The sequence below is a fragment of the Mycobacterium sp. 1081908.1 genome (assembly GCF_001673535.1).
Classification (GTDB): Bacteria; Actinomycetota; Actinomycetes; order Mycobacteriales; family Mycobacteriaceae; genus Mycobacterium.
This window is the reverse complement of the sequence record NZ_LZLY01000119.1, coordinates 81,761-98,577: the sequence shown is the minus strand read 5'-3', so window position 1 is coordinate 98,577 and position 16,817 is coordinate 81,761. Positions and strand designations below refer to the sequence as shown.

Here is a 16,817-nt window from a genome sequence, read left to right as displayed (position 1 = left end):
CTAGCGGGCTGCTCAGGGAATGGCCGCGAGCAGCGGCGCCATCGGGTTGGTCAGCGACGGCAGCGCCGGCGCGGCCGGTGCGGCCGGCGTGGCGGGAGCCGCCGGCGCCTGGCCCCCGGCCAGCGCCTGCAGATCCTGCGGAATCGTCAGCTGCGCGGGCACATTGACCGGCAGACCGGACGGCAGCGCCGGCATGTCCACCTTCGCCTGGGGGATCTGCGGGGTGGCCGGCGCGGCCGGAGCCGCCGGCGACGACAGCCCCGGGATGGCGGGCAGACCCGGAATCGACGGGGCGGCCGGGACCGCGGGTGCCGCCGGCGCCTGGGCCAGGCCGGGGATCTGGCCGAGGCCCGGAATCGTCGGCGTCGCCGCCGGGGCCGTGGCCGCGGCGGGCGGGGTGAGCCCCGGAATGGACGGGATACCCGCCGAAGGCGACACCGGCGAGGTCGCCGACGGCATTCCCGGGAACGTGATGCCGGGCGAGGCCGGCGCCGCGGGCGGGGTGGCGCCGAGGGCGGTAGCGAGGTTTTGCAGGATTTGAGGTGCGTTGGCCGCCGAGCTGATCAGCTGCTGCGGAATGTTCGGCACCGGCGGGGCGGGCACGGGGTCGGCGTGGGCGATGCCGCCCGTCAGTAGGGCGGCGGACGAACCGACCACGACGGCGGCCGCTCGCAAATAGGTCCAGATGGTTGGCATGACTCTCCCTGGTTGTCGATGACGGGTCCAGCGCCGAAGCTACTTTGATACTGGTGTGACTCAAGTGACACGTGTGGCATTTATTCGATCGTTACCGATACGAGTGACGGCGGTGACCGGGCGGCCGCCGCGATGGCTAAAGTCGGGCGGATAGACACCATCCCGGCCGCCGCCCCGGCGGCACCCCTCACCCGGCGGCTGGCGAGCCCGCTTCAGGCGGCCGCCCCCGCGCTGCTGATCGCGAGCGTCGCCGCGCGCCTGGCCTGGACATACCTGGCGCCCAACGGCGCGAACTTCGTCGACCTGCACGTCTACCTCGGCGGCGCCGCCGCCATCGACCATCCGGGCACGCTGTACAGCTACGCCTACGCCGACCAGACGCCGGACTTCCCGCTGCCGTTCACGTATCCGCCGTTCGCGGCGGTCGTGTTCTACCCGCTGCATCTGCTGCCGTTTCCTCTGGTGGCGTTCCTGTGGCAGGTCGCGACGATGGCCGCGTTGTACGGCGCGATCCGGATCAGCCAGCGCCTGATCGGCGTGCCCGCCGGGGCAGGTCACCGCGTCGCGATGCTGTGGACGGCGATCACCATCTGGATCGAGCCGCTGCGCAGCACCTTCGACTACGGCCAGGTGAACGTGCTGCTCATGCTGGCGGTGCTGTGGGCGGCCTGGACGACCCGCTGGTGGCTATCGGGGCTGCTGGTCGGCGTGGCGGCCGGGATCAAGCTGACGCCGGCGATCGCCGGGGTGTACCTGTTGGGCGTTCGGCGCTGGGGTGCCGCGGTGTTCTCGGCGGTGGTCTTCCTGGCCACCGTCGGCGTGTCGGTCCTGGTCGTCGGCGATCAGGCCCGCTACTACTTCACCGATCTGCTGGGCGACGCGCACCGGGTGGGGCCGATCGCCACGTCGTTCAATCAATCCTGGCGCGGTGGCATCTCACGGATCCTCGGCCACGACGCCGGGTTCGGTCCGCTGGTGGTGGCCGCCCTGGCCGTGACGGCGGCGCTGGCCGTCCTGGCCTGGCGGGCGCTGGACCCGGCCGACCGGCTGGGCAGGTTGCTGGTGGTCGAGTTGTTCGGGCTGCTGCTCTCACCGATCTCGTGGACCCACCACTGGGTGTGGCTGGTTCCGCTGATGATCTGGGCGATTCACGGGCCGCCGCGCGGCTGGCCCGGCGCCCGCGCCGTCGGCTGGGGCTGGTTGGCGCTCACCATCGTCGGCGTGCCGTGGTTGCTGAGCTTCGCGCAACCGACGATCTGGCAGATCGGCCGGCCGTGGTACCTGGCCTGGGCCGGGCTGATCTACATCGTCGCGGCGACGGCGACGCTGATCTGGATGGCGGCCGCCGGGCGACGAGAGGCCGAGGCCTCGACGGCCTAGCCCCCGACGATCCCGTCGATGTCGCGCGCCATGTCGACGTCGTTCTGGGTGATGCCACCCTCGGAATGCGTGACCAACGCGAAAGTCACCGTCCGCCAACGGATATCGATGTCGGGGTGATGATCCTTGCTCTCGGCGTGCTCGGCCACCCGGCGCACGGCGTCGATGCCGTCGAGGAACGCGGGGAACTTGATCGAGCGGCGCAGGGCGCCGTCGACACGCTCCCATCCGTTGAGTTCGGGCAGTGCGGCGTCCACTTGCTCATCCGTTAACACAGCCATATCCCGACGGTATACCGTGCTGGCCATGCCGACCCAGATCGTCGTCGCCGCAGCGGTCATCTCCGGCTCCCGGGTCTTGGTCGCGCAGCGGGTCCGGCCGCCGGAACTGGCCGGCCGGTGGGAGCTGCCGGGCGGCAAGGTCGCGCCCGGCGAAACCGAGCGCGACGCGCTGGCCCGCGAGCTGGCCGAGGAGCTCGGCCTGGCGGCGGGCGACATCGCGGTCGGCGACCGGCTCGGCACCGACATTGCGCTGAACGAAACCATGACGCTGCGGGCGTATCGCGTGCGCCTGCTTGACGGCGAGCCCCACCCGCGCGACCATCGGGCGCTGCGCTGGGTCACCGCCGCCGAGCTGCACGACGTCGACTGGGTGCCGGCCGATCGCGCCTGGCTACCGGACCTGACCCAGGCGCTGTGAGCAGGCTCATAACAAGTCCACAGCCTGCATGCAGGGAACCTACAGCGCTATCGCAGCTGACACGCGTGAAATCGGAAGGTAACAGCCCCGAAACACCGTAACCTCGATTTGCATGCCAGTAGCGATCCCGATGGTGCCACGCCACATCCGGCCGCCTGTACGGCCCGCAAGCCAATGTGCCACAAGGGATTTCGCTAGGGTGCCGCCCACCGCCCGGATGGCATTCGAACCCGATGGCGAGGTTCAACGTGGATCTACTAGGAGGCTTAACTCTTGACCGTCACACCTCACGTTGGTGGACCGCTCGAGGAGCTACTGGAACGCAGTGGGCGATTTTTCACCCCGGGCGAGTTCTCCGCCGACCTGCGCACCGTCACCCGGCGGGGCGGCCGCGAAGGCGACGTCTTTTACCGCGACCGCTGGAGCCACGACAAGGTGGTGCGCTCCACTCACGGGGTGAACTGCACGGGGTCTTGCTCCTGGAAGATCTACGTCAAGGACGGGATCATCACCTGGGAAACCCAGCAGACCGACTACCCCTCGGTGGGCCCGGACCGGCCCGAATACGAGCCGCGCGGGTGTCCCCGCGGCGCGTCGTTCTCCTGGTACAGCTACTCGCCCACCCGGGTGCGCTACCCGTACGCCCGCGGCGTGCTGGTCGAGATGTTCCGCGAGGCCAAGGCGCGGCTGGGCGACCCCGTGCTGGCGTGGGCCGACATCCAGGCCGACCCGGAGCGCCGGCGCCGCTACCAGCGGGCGCGTGGCAAGGGCGGTCTGGTGCGGATCAGCTGGGCCGAAGCCACCGAACTGATCGCGGCCGCCCACGTGCACACCATCAAGGCCTATGGCCCGGATCGGATCGCCGGGTTCTCGCCGATCCCGGCGATGTCGATGGTGTCGTACGCGGCCGGTTCGCGGTTCGTCGAGCTGATCGGCGGCGCGATGACGTCGTTCTACGACTGGTACGCCGACCTGCCGGTGGCCTCCCCGCAGGTGTTCGGCGACCAGACCGACGTGCCGGAGTCGGGGGACTGGTGGGACGCGGCCTACCTGATGATGTGGGGCTCCAACGTCCCGATCACCCGGACCCCCGACGCGCACTGGATGGCGGAGGCCCGCTACCGCGGCGCCAAGGTCGTGACCGTCAGCCCCGACTACGCCGACAACACGAAGTTCGCCGACGAGTGGATGCCGTGCGCCGCCGGCACCGACGGCGCGCTGGCCATGGCGATGGGCCACGTGATCCTGTCGGAATGCTATGTGCGCAACCAGGTCCCGTTCTTCGTCGACTTCGCGCGCCGCTACACCGACCTGCCGTTCCTGATCAAGCTGGAGCGGCGCGGCGAGATGCTGGTGCCGGGCAAGAACCTCACCGCGGCCGATTTGGGCGAGGCCGTGGAGAACGCCGCGCTCAAGCCGGCGGTGTTCGACGAGGCGACGAATTCCGTTGCGGTTCCCCAGGGCTCGCTGGGATTCCGGTACGGCGAGGACGGCGTGGGGAAGTGGAACCTGGACCTCGGCGAGCTGAAACCGGCGCTCAGCGTCCTGGGGTCGAACGACAGCGCGCTGGTGCACCTGCCTAGCTTCGACACGGTGAACGGCGAAGGCGACACGGTGGCGCGCGGGGTGCCGGTGCGCCAGGTCGGTGACCACCTGGTGTGCACGGTCTTCGACCTGATGCTCGCCCAGTACGGCGTGGCGCGCCCCGGGCTGCCGGGCGACTGGCCCACCGGCTACGACGACCCGGGCCAGCCGAACACGCCGGCATGGCAGGAGCCCATCACCGGAGTGTCCGCGGCTCAGGCGATCCGGGTGGCCAAGGAATTCGCCCGCAGCGCAGAGGAATCCGGCGGCCGGTCGATGATCATCATGGGCGGCGGCATCTGCCACTGGTTCCACAGCGACGCCATCTACCGCGCGGTGCTGGCGCTGCTGATGCTGACCGGGTCGATGGGCCGCAACGGCGGGGGCTGGGCGCACTACGTCGGTCAGGAAAAGGTGCGTCCGCTCACCGGATTTCAGACGATGGCCATGGCCACGGACTGGTCGCGCCCGCCGCGGCAGGTGCCCGGCGCCTCCTACTGGTACGCGCACACCGACCAGTGGCGCTACGACGGCCACGGCGCCGACAAGCTGGCCAGCCCGGTGGGCCGGGGGAGGTTCGCGGGAAAGCACACGATGGACTTGCTGGCCTCGTCGGTGGCGATGGGCTGGAGCCCGTTCTATCCCCAGTTCGACCGGTCGAGCCTGGACGTCGCCGACGAGGCGCGCGCCGCCGAGCGCGACGTCACCGAGTACGTCGCCGAGCAGCTGGGGGAGCGCAAGCTCAAGCTGGCCGTGGCCGATCCCGACAACCCCGCGAACTGGCCGCGGGTGCTTAGCGTGTGGCGCGCCAACCTGATCGGCTCGTCGGGCAAGGGCGGCGAGTATTTCCTGCGCCACCTGCTGGGCACCGATTCCAACGTGCAGGCCGAGCCGGCGCGGGACGGGATCCGGCCCGTCGACGTGGCCTGCGACTCCGACATCCCGGAGGGCAAGCTCGACCTGATGATGTCGATCGACTTCCGGATGACCTCGACCACATTGGTTTCCGACGTGGTGCTGCCGGCGGCCACCTGGTACGAGAAGGCCGACCTGTCCAGCACCGACATGCACCCGTATGTGCACGCCTTCAGCGCCGCCACCGACCCCCCCTGGGAAACCCGTTCGGACTACGACGCGTTCGGCGCCATCGCCCGCGCCTTCAGCGCGATGGCCAAGGACCACCTGGGCACTCGCAGCGATGTGGTGCTCACGGCGCTGCAGCACGACACCTCCGACGCGATGGCGTATCCCGATGGCACCCAACGCGATTGGCTGCACGACGGCGGTGTCCCGGTGCCGGGCCGGACCATGGCCAAACTCACGGTGGTGGAACGCGACTACGCCGCCGTCTACGACAAGTGGCTGACCCTGGGTCCGCTGGTCGACACGTTCGGTGTGACCACCAAGGGCGTGACGGTGCAGCCGTTCCGCGAGGTCGAGGAACTGGCCGCCAAGTTCGGTGTGATGAATTCCGGTGTGGCGGCGGGCCGTCCGGCCGTCACCAGCGCGGAGCGGATGGCCGACGTGCTGTTGCTGCTGTCCGGGACGACGAACGGCCGGCTCGCCGTCGAGGGCTTCCGGGAGCTGGAGAAGCGCACGGGTCAGCGGCTTGCGCACCTGGCCGAGGGCAGCGAGGAGCGCCGCATCACCTACGCCGACACCCAGGCGCGCCCGGTCCCGGTGATCACCAGCCCGGAATGGTCGGGCAGCGAAACCGGCGGGCGCCGCTACGCCCCGTTCACCATCAACATCGAGAACCTCAAACCCTTCCACACGCTGACCGGGCGGATGCACTTCTACCTGGCGCACGACTGGATCGAGGAGCTCGGCGAGCACCTGCCGGTCTTCCGCCCGCCGCTGGACATGACGCGGCTGTTCGGCCAGCCGGAGCTCGGGCCGACCGAGGACGGCGTCGGGCTCACCGTCCGGTACCTGACCCCACACTCGAAGTGGTCGTTCCACTCCACCTATCAGGACAACCTGTACATGCTGTCGCTGTCCCGCGGTGGTCCGACGATGTGGATGAGCCCCGGGGACGCGGCGAAAATCGGTGTGCGCGACAACGATTGGGTCGAGGCGGTCAACGCCAACGGCATCTACGTCTGCCGGGCGATCGTGTCGCACCGGATGCCCGACGGCGTGGTGTACGTCTATCACGTTCAGGAGCGCACCGTGGACACCCCGCGCACCGAGACCAACAACAAGCGTGGCGGCAACCACAACGCGCTGACCCGGGTGCGGATCAAGCCCAGCCACCTGGCCGGCGGCTACGGCCAGCATTCATTCGGGTTCAACTACCTGGGTCCGACCGGCAACCAGCGCGACGAGGTGACGGTGGTGCGCCGCCGCAACCAGGAAGTGACGTACTGACCTATGAAAGTAATGGCGCAGCTGGCGATGGTGATGAACCTCGACAAGTGCATCGGCTGCCACACCTGCTCGGTCACCTGCAAGCAGGCCTGGACCAACCGCAGCGGCACCGAGTACGTGTGGTTCAACAACGTCGAAACCCGTCCGGGACAAGGCTATCCGCGCACGTACGAGGACCAGGAGCGCTGGCGCGGCGGCTGGATCCGCGATAAGAAGGGCCGGCTGCGGCTGCGCGACGGCGGCCGCATCGGCAAGCTGCTGCGGATCTTCGCCAACCCCAAGCTGCCCACCATCGACGAGTACTACGAGCCGTGGACCTACGACTACGAAAACCTGACCACGGCGCCGGCGGGCGACACCTTCCCCACGGCCGCGCCGAGGAGCATGATCAGCGGCGAGCCGATGAAGGTGTCGTGGGGACCGAACTGGGACGACAACCTGGCCGGCTCGCCCGAGATCCTTTCGGGCGACCCGATATTGAAGAAGGTCAGCGACGAGGTCAGGCTGAGGCTCGAAGAGACCTTCATGTTCTACCTGCCCCGGATCTGCGAGCACTGCCTCAACCCGTCCTGCGTGGCGTCGTGCCCGTCGGGCGCGATGTACAAGCGCAGCGAGGACGGCATCGTGCTGGTCGACCAGGATCGCTGCCGCGGCTGGCGGATGTGTGTGTCCGGATGCCCTTACAAGAAGGTCTATTTCAACCACAAGACGGGCAAGGCCGAAAAGTGCACGCTGTGCTACCCGCGGATGGAGGTCGGCCTGCCGACGATCTGTTCGGAGACGTGCGTGGGCCGGCTGCGTTACCTCGGGCTGGTGCTCTACGACGTCGACCGCGTGCTGGAGGCGGCGTCGGTGGAAAACGACACCGACCTCTACGAGGCGCAGCGCCGGATCCTGTTGGATCCCAACGATCCCGAGGTGATCGCCGCCGCGCGCGCCGACGGGATCTCCGACGAGTGGATCGACGCCGCGCAGCGATCACCGGTGTACGCGCTGATCAACACCTACCGGGTGGCGCTGCCGCTGCACCCGGAATACCGGACGATGCCGATGGTCTGGTATATCCCGCCGCTGTCTCCCGTCGTCGACGCGGTCAGCCGCGACGGTCACGACGGCGAGGACCTGGGCAACCTGTTCGGCGCGCTGGACGCGCTGCGCATCCCCATGCAATACCTGGCCGAACTGTTCACCGCCGGCGACACCGCGGTCGTCGAGGGCGTGCTGCGGCGGCTGGCGGCGATGCGCTCGTACATGCGCGACATCAACCTCGGGCGCGAGACGCAGCCCCACATACCGCAGGCCGTCGGGATGACCGAGGAGCAGATCTACGAGATGTACCGGCTGCTCGCCATCGCGAAATACGAAGAGCGATATGTCATTCCGACCGCCGTCAGCGCCCAGGCGCGTGACCTCGAGGAGATGGGGTGCTCGTTGTCGGGAGACGGCGGCCCGGGGATGTACGAATCCGGCCCGTTCGGCGGGGGCAGCGGTGGTCACCCGGTCCCGGTCGCGGTGGAGACCTTTCACGCCCTCAAGCAGCGGCAGCGCGGCGAGGGCGGCAACGGGAACGGGCGGGTGAACCTGCTCAACTGGGACGGCCGCCAGGCGCTCGCGGGGATGTTTCCCGAGGAGCAGAAGCGATGAGGCTGCTGGCCCAGGTCCGGGGGCGGTCGAGCAACCGGGCGATGGCCGACCGGCTGGTGTGGCAGGCGGCGTCGCTGCTGCTGGCGTATCCGGATTCTCGCCTGGCCGAGAGGCTGGACACGGTCGACGAGCTGCTGAGCCACCTCGGCGGGCCGGCGGCCGCGCTGCTCGGCCGGACGGTCGCCGCCCTGCGCGCCCTCGAACCGATGGCCGCCGCGACGCGCTACGTCGAGACCTTCGACCTGCGCCGGCGCACCACGATGTACCTGACGTACTGGACCGCGGGGGACACCCGTAACCGTGGCCGGGAGATGCTGGCGTTCGCCACCGCCTACCGGGACGCGGGCGTCGAACCGCCCCGCTCCGAGGCGCCGGATCACCTGCCCGTCGTGCTGGAATTCGCGGCCACCGTCGACCCCGAGGCCGGTCGGCGATTGCTGACGGCGCACCGGATTCCGATCGACGTGCTGCGCGGCGCCCTGGCGGAGATCGGGTCGCCCTACCAACACGCCATCGCGGCGGTCTGCGAGACGCTGCCGGCCGCGACCGATCAGGAGGCGCGCCGAGCCGAACGCCTGGCTCAAGCCGGCCCTCCCACGGAAGCCGTTGGCCTGCAACCGTTCACCTTGACCGTCCCGCCGAAGCGCAGCAAGGGGGCCTGACGATGGTGCACATGAAGCTGATCGAGATCTTCTGGGACGACGTGCCCTACGTCGCGCTGGCCACCGCCGCCGTCGGTACGTGGTGGCGGTACCGCTACGACAAGTTCGGCTGGACCACCCGGTCGTCGCAAATCTACGAGTCGAAACTGCTCTCGATCGGCAGCCCGCTGTTCCACTTCGGCAGCCTGGCGGTCATCATGGGCCACGTCATGGGCCTGTTCGTTCCGGAATCCTGGACGCGGGCGGTCGGGATGAGCGATCACATCTATCACCTGCAGGCGCTGCTGCTGGGCGTGCCCGCCGGCTTCGCCACCGTCGTCGGCATCGGCCTGCTGATCTACCGGCGCCGCACCCACGGACCGGTCTTCGCGGCCACCACCCGCAACGACAAGCTGATGTACGCGGTGCTGGGCTGCGCGTTGGTGGCGGGGCTGTGCTGCACGCTGGCGGGCGCCACCCACTTCGGCGAGCTGCACGACTACCGCCAGAAGGTGTCGGTCTGGTTCCGGTCGATCTGGATCCTCGATCCGCGGGGGGACCTGATGGCCCACGCGGCGTTCTATTACCAGGTTCACGTCGCGATCGCGCTGGCGTTGTTCGCGCTCTGGCCGTTCACCCGGCTGGTGCACGCGTTCAGCGCGCCGATCGCCTACCTGTTCCGGCCCTACATCGTCTACCGCAGCCGCGACGCGGTCGACACCCACGAATTGATCGGGTCGGCGCCGCGCCGTCGCGGCTGGTAGCCCGGTTCGCTATCTGAGGCCCCCGCTGCCAGAATCACCGACGTGCCATTCCGCAATGTCGCCATCGTCGCCCACGTCGACCACGGCAAGACGACCCTGGTCGACGCGATGCTGCGGCAGTCCGGGGCCCTGACGCACCGGGGCGACGACACCCAGGAACGCATCATGGACAGCGGTGACCTGGAAAAGGAAAAGGGCATCACCATCCTGGCCAAGAACACCGCCGTGCACCGCCACAACGCGGACGGGACGGTCACCGTCATCAACGTCATCGACACCCCGGGGCACGCCGACTTCGGCGGGGAGGTGGAGCGCGGACTGTCCATGGTGGACGGGGTCCTGCTGCTCGTCGACGCCTCCGAGGGCCCGTTGCCGCAGACCCGGTTCGTGCTGCGCAAGGCGCTGACGGCGCATCTCCCGGTCATCCTCGTCGTCAACAAGACGGACCGGCCCGACGCGCGCATCGCCGAGGTCGTCGACGCCAGCCACGACCTGCTGCTCGACGTCGCGTCGGACCTCGACGACGAGGCGGCCAAGGCCGCCGAGCATGCCCTGGGCCTGCCGACGCTGTACGCGTCCGGGCGGGCGGGCATCGCCAGCACCGAACAGCCGGCCGACGGCGAGGCGCCGGCGGGCGACAACCTCGACCCGCTGTTCGACGTGTTGATGGAGCACATCCCGCCGCCGTCGGGCGACCCCGAGGCCCCGTTGCAGGCCCTGGTGACCAACCTCGACGCGTCGGCCTTCCTGGGGCGGCTCGCGCTGATCCGCATCTACAACGGCAAGCTGCGCAAGGGCCAGCAGGTCGCCTGGATGCGCGAGGTCGACGGGGTGCCGGTGATCACCAGCGCCAAGATCACCGAGCTGCTCGCCACCGAGGGCGTCGAGCGCAGCGCCACCGACGAGGCCGTCGCCGGCGACATCGTGGCCGTGGCGGGGCTTCCCGAGATCATGATCGGCGACACGCTGGCCGATCCCGACCACGCCCACGCGCTGCCCCGCATCACGGTCGACGAGCCGGCCATCTCGGTCACGATCGGGACCAACACGTCGCCGCTGGCGGGCAAGGTGTCCGGTCACAAGCTGACCGCCCGGATGGTCCGCAGCCGCCTGGACACCGAGCTGGTCGGCAACGTGTCGATCCGGGTGGTCGACATCGGCCGGCCCGACGCGTGGGAGGTGCAGGGCCGCGGGGAGCTCGCCCTGGCCGTGCTGGTCGAGCAGATGCGCCGCGAGGGCTTCGAATTGACCGTCGGCAAGCCGCAGGTGGTCACCAAGACCATCGACGGTCAGCTGCACGAGCCGTTCGAGGCGATGACGATCGACTGCCCCGAGGAATTCGTCGGCGCGATCACCCAATTGATGGCCGGCCGCAAGGGCCGCATGGAGGAGATGGCCAACCACGCGGCCGGGTGGGTCCGGATGGACTTCATCGTGCCCAGCCGCGGCCTGATCGGCTTCCGCACCGACTTCCTCACGATCACGCGCGGCACCGGCATCGCCAACGCCGTGTTCGACGGCTACCGCCCGTGGGCGGGGGAGATCCGGGCCCGCCACACCGGCTCCCTGGTTTCCGACCGGTCGGGCACCATCACGCCGTTCGCGCTCATCCAGCTCGCCGACCGGGGCCAGTTCTTCGTCGAGCCCGGACAGGACACCTACGAGGGCATGGTGGTCGGAATCAACCCGCGCGCAGAGGATCTCGACGTCAACGTCACGCGCGAGAAGAAACTGACCAACATGCGGTCGTCGACCGCGGACGTCATCGAGACGCTGGCCAAGCCGCTCGAGCTCGATCTGGAGCAGGCCATGGAGTTCTGCGCGCAAGACGAATGCGTCGAGGTGACCCCCGAGATCGTGCGGGTGCGCAAGGTCGAGCTCGACGCCACCTCCCGGGCCCGCAGCCGGGCGCGGGCCAAGGCCCGGGGCTAGCGGCTTGGTGCCGGGCCGCGTCGAGGGCGTGGTTGGGCGGGCTGCTGAGCAGCTGCTCGATACCCTGATGGGCGTGCCGAGACGAGCCCGCCGCCTGATCCTGACTGTCGGCGTGCCGGTCTCGTTGGTCGGGCTGGCGCTGGCGGCGTGCACGGTCAACCCGCCGCCGGCGCCGCAGAGCACCGACACCCCGCACAACTCGGCGCCGCCGCCGCAGCGGCCCACCCAGATCATCATGGGCATCGACTCGATCGGCGCCGGGTTCAACCCGCACCTCCTGTCGGACCTGTCGCCGGTCAACGCGGCGATCAGCGCGCTGGTGTTGCCCAGCGCGTTCCGCCCGGTGCCCGACCCCGCCACGCCGACGGGTTCGCGCTGGGAGATGGACCCGACCCTGTTGGTGTCCGCCGACGTCACCAACCAGAACCCGTTCACCGTGACCTACAAGATCCGGCCCGAGGCGCAGTGGACCGACAACGCGCCGATCGCCGCCGATGACTTCTGGTACCTGTGGCGCCAGATGGTCAGCCAGCCCGGGGTCGTCGATCCGGCCGGATACGACCTCATCACGGGGGTGCAGTCGCTCGAGGGCGGCAAGCAGGCCGTCGTCACGTTCGCGCAACCGTATCCGGCGTGGAAAGAGCTGTTCAGCAACATATTGCCGGCCCACATCGTCAAGGACGTGCCGGGCGGCTTCGCGGCCGGGCTGGCGCGGGCCCTGCCGGTCACCGGCGGCCAGTTCCGGGTGGAGAGCATCGACCCGCAGCGCGACGAGATCCTGATCGCCCGCAACGACCGCTACTGGGGGGCGCCGGCCAAGCCCGCCCTGATCCTGTTCCGCCGGGCCGGCGCGCCGGCCGCGCTGGCCGATTCCGTGCGCAACGGCGACACCCAAGTGGCCCAGGTACACGGCGGCTCCGCGGCCTTCGCGCAGCTGTCGGCCATCCCGGACGTGCGCACCGCGCGGATCGTGACGCCGCGGGTCATGCAGCTCACGCTGCGCGCCAACGAGTCCAAGCTGTCCGACTCCCAGGTCCGCAAGGCGATCCTGGGCCTGCTCGACGTCGACCTATTGGCGGCCGTGGGCGCGGGCAGCGACAACACGGTCACGCTGGACCAGGCCCAGATCCGCTCGCCCAGCGACCCCGGCTACGAGCCGACCGCGCCGCCCGCGATGACCACGCCCGCCGCGCTGGCGTTGTTGGAGGGCTCCGGATACAAGGTCGAACCCAACACGACGGCGTCGCCGTCGCCGACCCCCGCGAGCACCGGACCACCGGAGGTCACCCGCGGCCGCATCAGCAAGGACGGCCAGCAGCTGTCGCTGGTCATCGGGGTGGCGACCAACGACCCGACCTCCGTCGCCGTGGCCAACACCGCCGCCGACCAGTTGCGCAACGTCGGCATCGCCGCGAGCGTGCTGGCGCTTGACCCGGTGACGCTGTATCGCGACGCGCTGACCAACAACCAGGTGGACGCGATCGTCGGCTGGCATCGGGCCGGGGGCAATCTGGCGACGCTGCTGGCCTCGCGCTACGGCTGCCCCGCGCTGCAGACGACCACGGTCCCGACCTCGAACGTGGCAACGACGACCCCCGCGGCCGGGCCCACGCCGTCCACCGGGCCCGCCAGCACCTCCGCGACTCCGACTCCGACGCCTCCCAGCCGCCCGCCCGAGCCGGGCGCCCTGGTGCAGGCGCCGTCGAACCTCACCGGAATCTGCGACCGCAGCATTCAATCGAACATCGACGCGGCGCTCAACGGCACCAAGAGCATCAACGACGTGATCACCGCGGTCGAACCGCGGCTGTGGAACATGTCCACGGTTTTGCCGATATTGCAGGACACGACGATCGTCGCGGCGGGGCCCAGCGTGCAAAACGTCAGCCTGTCCGGTGCGGTCCCCGTCGGCATCGTCGGAGACGCCGGCCAATGGATCAAAACCGGCCCGTAAGCGCGCATTTCGGATGACGAAAACGACCATTTTCTAAAAATGGTCGCGGCGCTACCCCGGGCGAACCAAAAGTAACGAATTCGCTACGAATCCATAGGCGCCCATACCCACAAACTTCGTTAGTGCAAACACGCGTTTTCGTTGCGCCATTTCGATACGCTGCGGCCATCGCGATGTCGACTGCGCGGGAAACAGTCGGAGAGCGGTCATTGTGGGGTGAACCGGGGAGGTCAGGGTGTCGTTTCTCATCGCAGCGCCAGAGCTGATTGCCGATGCGGCAACGGATTTGGCGAATCTTGCTGGCATGATCGGTTCGGCTAACAGCGCGGCCGCCGTCGCGACCACGGGCCTGCTGCCCGCCGCCGCCGATGAGGTTTCGGCCGAAATTGCCGCATTGTTTTCCTCGCACGCCGCGGGTTACCAGCAACTCAGCGCGCAGGCCGCAGTATTTCACCAGCAGTTCGTTCAAACTTTGACCGCGGGCGCGGGCAGCTACGCGGCCGCCGAGGTAAACGTCGTGCAGACGCTGGCGAGCGCGGTCCCCGCACTCGGCATCGACTTGAGCGGCGGGATCTCGGGTCTGGCGGCCAGCCTGAGCGCCGACCTCAACGCGATCGGGGTTTCGCTCAACGCCGCGGTATCGGCGAGCCTAGGCGCCAATGTCCTTGGCCTGGCGCCGCTCGGTGCGGCGATCGCGACCAACGTGAACAGCGGGCTGACGGCGCTGGCGCAGACCGGCGGGGCGATCGCGACGAACATCGGCACCGGGCTTTCCGGGCTGGCGGGCGGCTTCAACGCCGCGCTGCCCGGGCTGCAGGCCAGCCTCAGCGGCGGGCTGTCGGGGCTGAACGCCTCGCTCAACGCCGCGTTGTCGGGCACCTTGGGCGCCGGCTTCGGAGGGTTCGGGCCGCTCGTGGCGACGTTTGCCACCGACTTCGGCAACGAACTGACCGGGTTCGTCCAGGCCGCCAACGCGCTCGCGGCGAACCTCGGCGCCGGGCTGGCCGGCGGGCTGAGCCTGGCGTTGCCGGGGCTGGCGGCCAGCCTGAGCGGTGGGCTCGGGGGCCTGAGCGCCTCGATCAACGCTGCGTTGTCGGGCGGCCTGAACGGCGGCCTTTCGGGCCTGGGGCCGCTCGGTGCCACCCTGGCGGCGGACATCAGTAGTGGGCTGTCCGGACTGGCCCAGACCGGTAATGCGCTGGTGACCAGCCTGACCGCCGGGTTCCCGGGGCTGCAGGCCAGCCTCACCGGCGGGCTCGCCGGGCTGAACGGTGCGATCAACGCCGCGCTCTCGGGCGGCTTCGGTGGCAGCCTGTCGGGCCTCGGCGCGGCCCTGTCCGGTGCCCTGCAAACCGGCGGGTCGCTGATCGCCAACCTGAGCGCCGGCCTGCCGGCCCTGTCGGGCGGCCTCACCCTGCCGGCCAACCTGACCGCCGCGCTCAACATGCTGGGCGGCGCGCTCGGCCTGAGCCCCACCCTCGGTGTGAACATCATGGCCGGGCTCAACGGGCTCAGCCTCCAGCTGAACGCCGCGTTGAACGGGGGCATCAGCCTCGGGCTCGCCGGGCTTCCCACGCTGTTCGCGAACCTCGTCGCGCCCTGGCAGGTGCTGTTGACGGCGCCGAACGTGCCCGCGTTCCTCACCCAGCTGCAGGCGATGGAGGTCGGCTTCAACACGGCGCTGATCACCAACGAGCTCGGCCTCAACACGGCCCTCGTCGCCCAGGAGACCGCGCTGGAGACGGCGCTCTTCGGGGGGACCGGCGCGGTCGGCGGCATGATCGACAGCTTCTTCAACTTCTGGAACACCGTGCTGGGCACCGGCGAGGTGACCTTCGACAGCATCCTGGGTGCTCAACTCCCGACCGGCGGCGCCATCCTCGCCAGCCTTGCGATGGGCGCCCCGGCCAACCTGATCGCCGGCGGGGCGCTCGGCGGCTTCCTGGGCGCCGTGGACACCAAGTTCCTGTGGGACCTCAACGTCGTCAGCGGAATCGCAACCGCGTTGACCGGCAACGGTTCCCTGCAGGCCGCGTTGACCGCGGGGATCAACGCGGCCGGCCTGCAGGCGTCGCTGAACGCGGCCCTCACCGGGTCCCTGTTGACCACGGTTCCCAACCTCGGGGTCGCGCTGGTGGCGGCGCCGACGGCGGGGTTGCAGGGCCTGGCGTCGGGCCAGCTCAATTTCCTGTCCAACCTGATTCCCGCGGAGGTCGGCTTCAACACCAACCTGGTGAACAGCGAACTGGCTTGGGAGACGGCAACATTCGGGAGCAACACCGCCTTCAACGGCGGCCTGAACCGGCTCTTCAACATCCCCAACCTGTTCCTGTTGACCGGGGAGCAAACGGTCAACAGCTTCCTGGGCGGTGTGCAGTTCCCCGCGGTCGGCACGGTCCTGACCGGTACCGGTGCGCAGGTCTTCAACGGCGGCAACATCGGCGGCATCGAGGGCATCTTCGACCAGACCCTGGCCGCGGGCGCCGACTTCGCCGGAATATTCGTGGGTTAGGTACTGCTTGCCGCGCGTGCCCGCGGCGGGATCACGGTGTCGACCACCAGCGCCAGTTCGCGCCGGCTCGGCGGTTCGCCGGTGAGCAGGAAGTGGTGGTTGATCAGCGCCGGTCCGACCCGCGCGGTCAGCGGCGTGATCGCGGCCGGGTCGAGGTCGCCGTCGTCGACGGCGGCCTGCAGGATCGATTCGACGATCTTGAGGCGAGGGGCCACCACGGCGTCGGCGAAGATGGTGCGCATCTCCGGTTCGTGCAGCAGCTGCTGGACGACGTAGAGGCCGGGAAAAGTGGTCTTTCCGGCCAGCATGTCGCGGTGCGAAGTGAACAAAGTGAGCAGGTTCTCCCTGGGCGAGCGGCCCGAGCGCAGCTCGGGCACCGGCGGCAGCGCGTACACCAGGGTGGCGTGCACCAGATCGTGCTTGCTGCACCAGCGCCGGTACAGCGCCGCCTTGCCGGTATGTGCGCGCGCCGCGATACCCTCCATCGTCAGCCCGCCGTAGCCGACTTCGGCCAACTCCGCCAAAGTGGCCTCGTAGAGCGCGCGTTCGAGCACCTCGCCACGTCGGCGGCGCCGGGTGCTGCTCCGGTCCTGGATTAGCTGCGGCATTTCTCGATAGTAGCCGCCCGCGTTCCTATTCGC

At 69.5% G+C, this 16,817-nt stretch carries 11 protein-coding genes and 1 pseudogene; 9 read left to right on the top strand and 3 right to left on the bottom strand.

Annotation, left to right across the window (positions count from 1 at the left end):
- Nucleotides 1–12: 12 nt before the first annotated feature.
- On the bottom strand, nt 13–696 hold the full coding sequence (locus A5655_RS18975; protein WP_067012575.1) for a hypothetical protein: 684 nt from the start codon (nt 694–696) through the stop codon (nt 13–15).
- A gap of 132 nt (nt 697–828) precedes the next feature.
- Between A5655_RS18975 and A5655_RS18970 the strand changes: the two are divergent.
- A pseudogene (locus A5655_RS18970) lies at nt 829–2,128 on the top strand (mannosyltransferase).
- Here the strand turns inward: A5655_RS18970 and A5655_RS18965 are convergent.
- On the bottom strand, nt 2,073–2,357 hold the full coding sequence (locus A5655_RS18965) for a 4a-hydroxytetrahydrobiopterin dehydratase (protein WP_067012571.1): 285 nt from the start codon (nt 2,355–2,357) through the stop codon (nt 2,073–2,075). The pseudogene A5655_RS18970 and the gene A5655_RS18965 sit on opposite strands and share 56 nt — an antisense overlap.
- Before the next feature lie 25 nt (nt 2,358–2,382).
- Between A5655_RS18965 and A5655_RS18960 the strand changes: the two genes are divergently transcribed.
- The 8 genes from A5655_RS18960 (at nt 2,383) to A5655_RS29270 (ending at nt 16,176) form a co-directional block, all read left to right on the top strand.
- Nucleotides 2,383–2,775: a (deoxy)nucleoside triphosphate pyrophosphohydrolase gene (locus tag A5655_RS18960; protein ID WP_067012688.1), complete on the top strand. Its 393-nt coding sequence runs from the start codon at nt 2,383–2,385 to the stop codon at nt 2,773–2,775.
- A 273-nt stretch (nt 2,776–3,048) separates the two neighbouring features.
- The gene (locus tag A5655_RS18955; protein WP_067012570.1) at nt 3,049–6,729 is read left to right on the top strand and encodes a nitrate reductase subunit alpha; all 3,681 of its coding nucleotides are present in this window, start codon (nt 3,049–3,051) and stop codon (nt 6,727–6,729) included.
- A gap of 3 nt (nt 6,730–6,732) precedes the next feature.
- Nucleotides 6,733–8,373 (top strand): nitrate reductase subunit beta, encoded by a 1,641-nt coding sequence (narH, locus tag A5655_RS18950; RefSeq protein ID WP_067012568.1) that lies wholly within the window; start codon nt 6,733–6,735, stop codon nt 8,371–8,373.
- Nucleotides 8,370–9,035, top strand: coding sequence for a nitrate reductase molybdenum cofactor assembly chaperone (narJ, locus tag A5655_RS18945; protein WP_067012565.1), 666 nt, complete (start codon nt 8,370–8,372; stop codon nt 9,033–9,035). Before narH ends, narJ begins: the two co-directional genes overlap by 4 nt.
- A gap of 2 nt (nt 9,036–9,037) precedes the next feature.
- Entirely contained in the window at nt 9,038–9,778 is a 741-nt protein-coding gene (gene narI / locus A5655_RS18940; RefSeq protein ID WP_156764933.1) for a respiratory nitrate reductase subunit gamma, read from the top strand.
- Nucleotides 9,779–9,820: 42 nt separating this feature from the next.
- A complete protein-coding gene (typA, locus tag A5655_RS18935; RefSeq protein WP_067012563.1) occupies nt 9,821–11,710 on the top strand; it encodes a translational GTPase TypA in 1,890 nt (629 codons plus the stop codon).
- Between the two features lie 67 nt (nt 11,711–11,777).
- Nucleotides 11,778–13,664: an ABC transporter family substrate-binding protein gene (locus A5655_RS18930; RefSeq protein WP_197508742.1), complete on the top strand. Its 1,887-nt coding sequence runs from the start codon at nt 11,778–11,780 to the stop codon at nt 13,662–13,664.
- A 235-nt stretch (nt 13,665–13,899) separates the two neighbouring features.
- Complete coding sequence (locus A5655_RS29270; protein ID WP_082978741.1) at nt 13,900–16,176, top strand: PE family protein; 2,277 nt, start codon at nt 13,900–13,902, stop codon at nt 16,174–16,176.
- Here A5655_RS29270 and A5655_RS18920 read toward each other — a convergent pair.
- A complete protein-coding gene (locus tag A5655_RS18920; RefSeq protein ID WP_067012557.1) occupies nt 16,173–16,784 on the bottom strand; it encodes a TetR/AcrR family transcriptional regulator in 612 nt (203 codons plus the stop codon). The two genes, A5655_RS29270 and A5655_RS18920, sit on opposite strands and share 4 nt — an antisense overlap.
- Nucleotides 16,785–16,817: the final 33 nt, after the last annotated feature.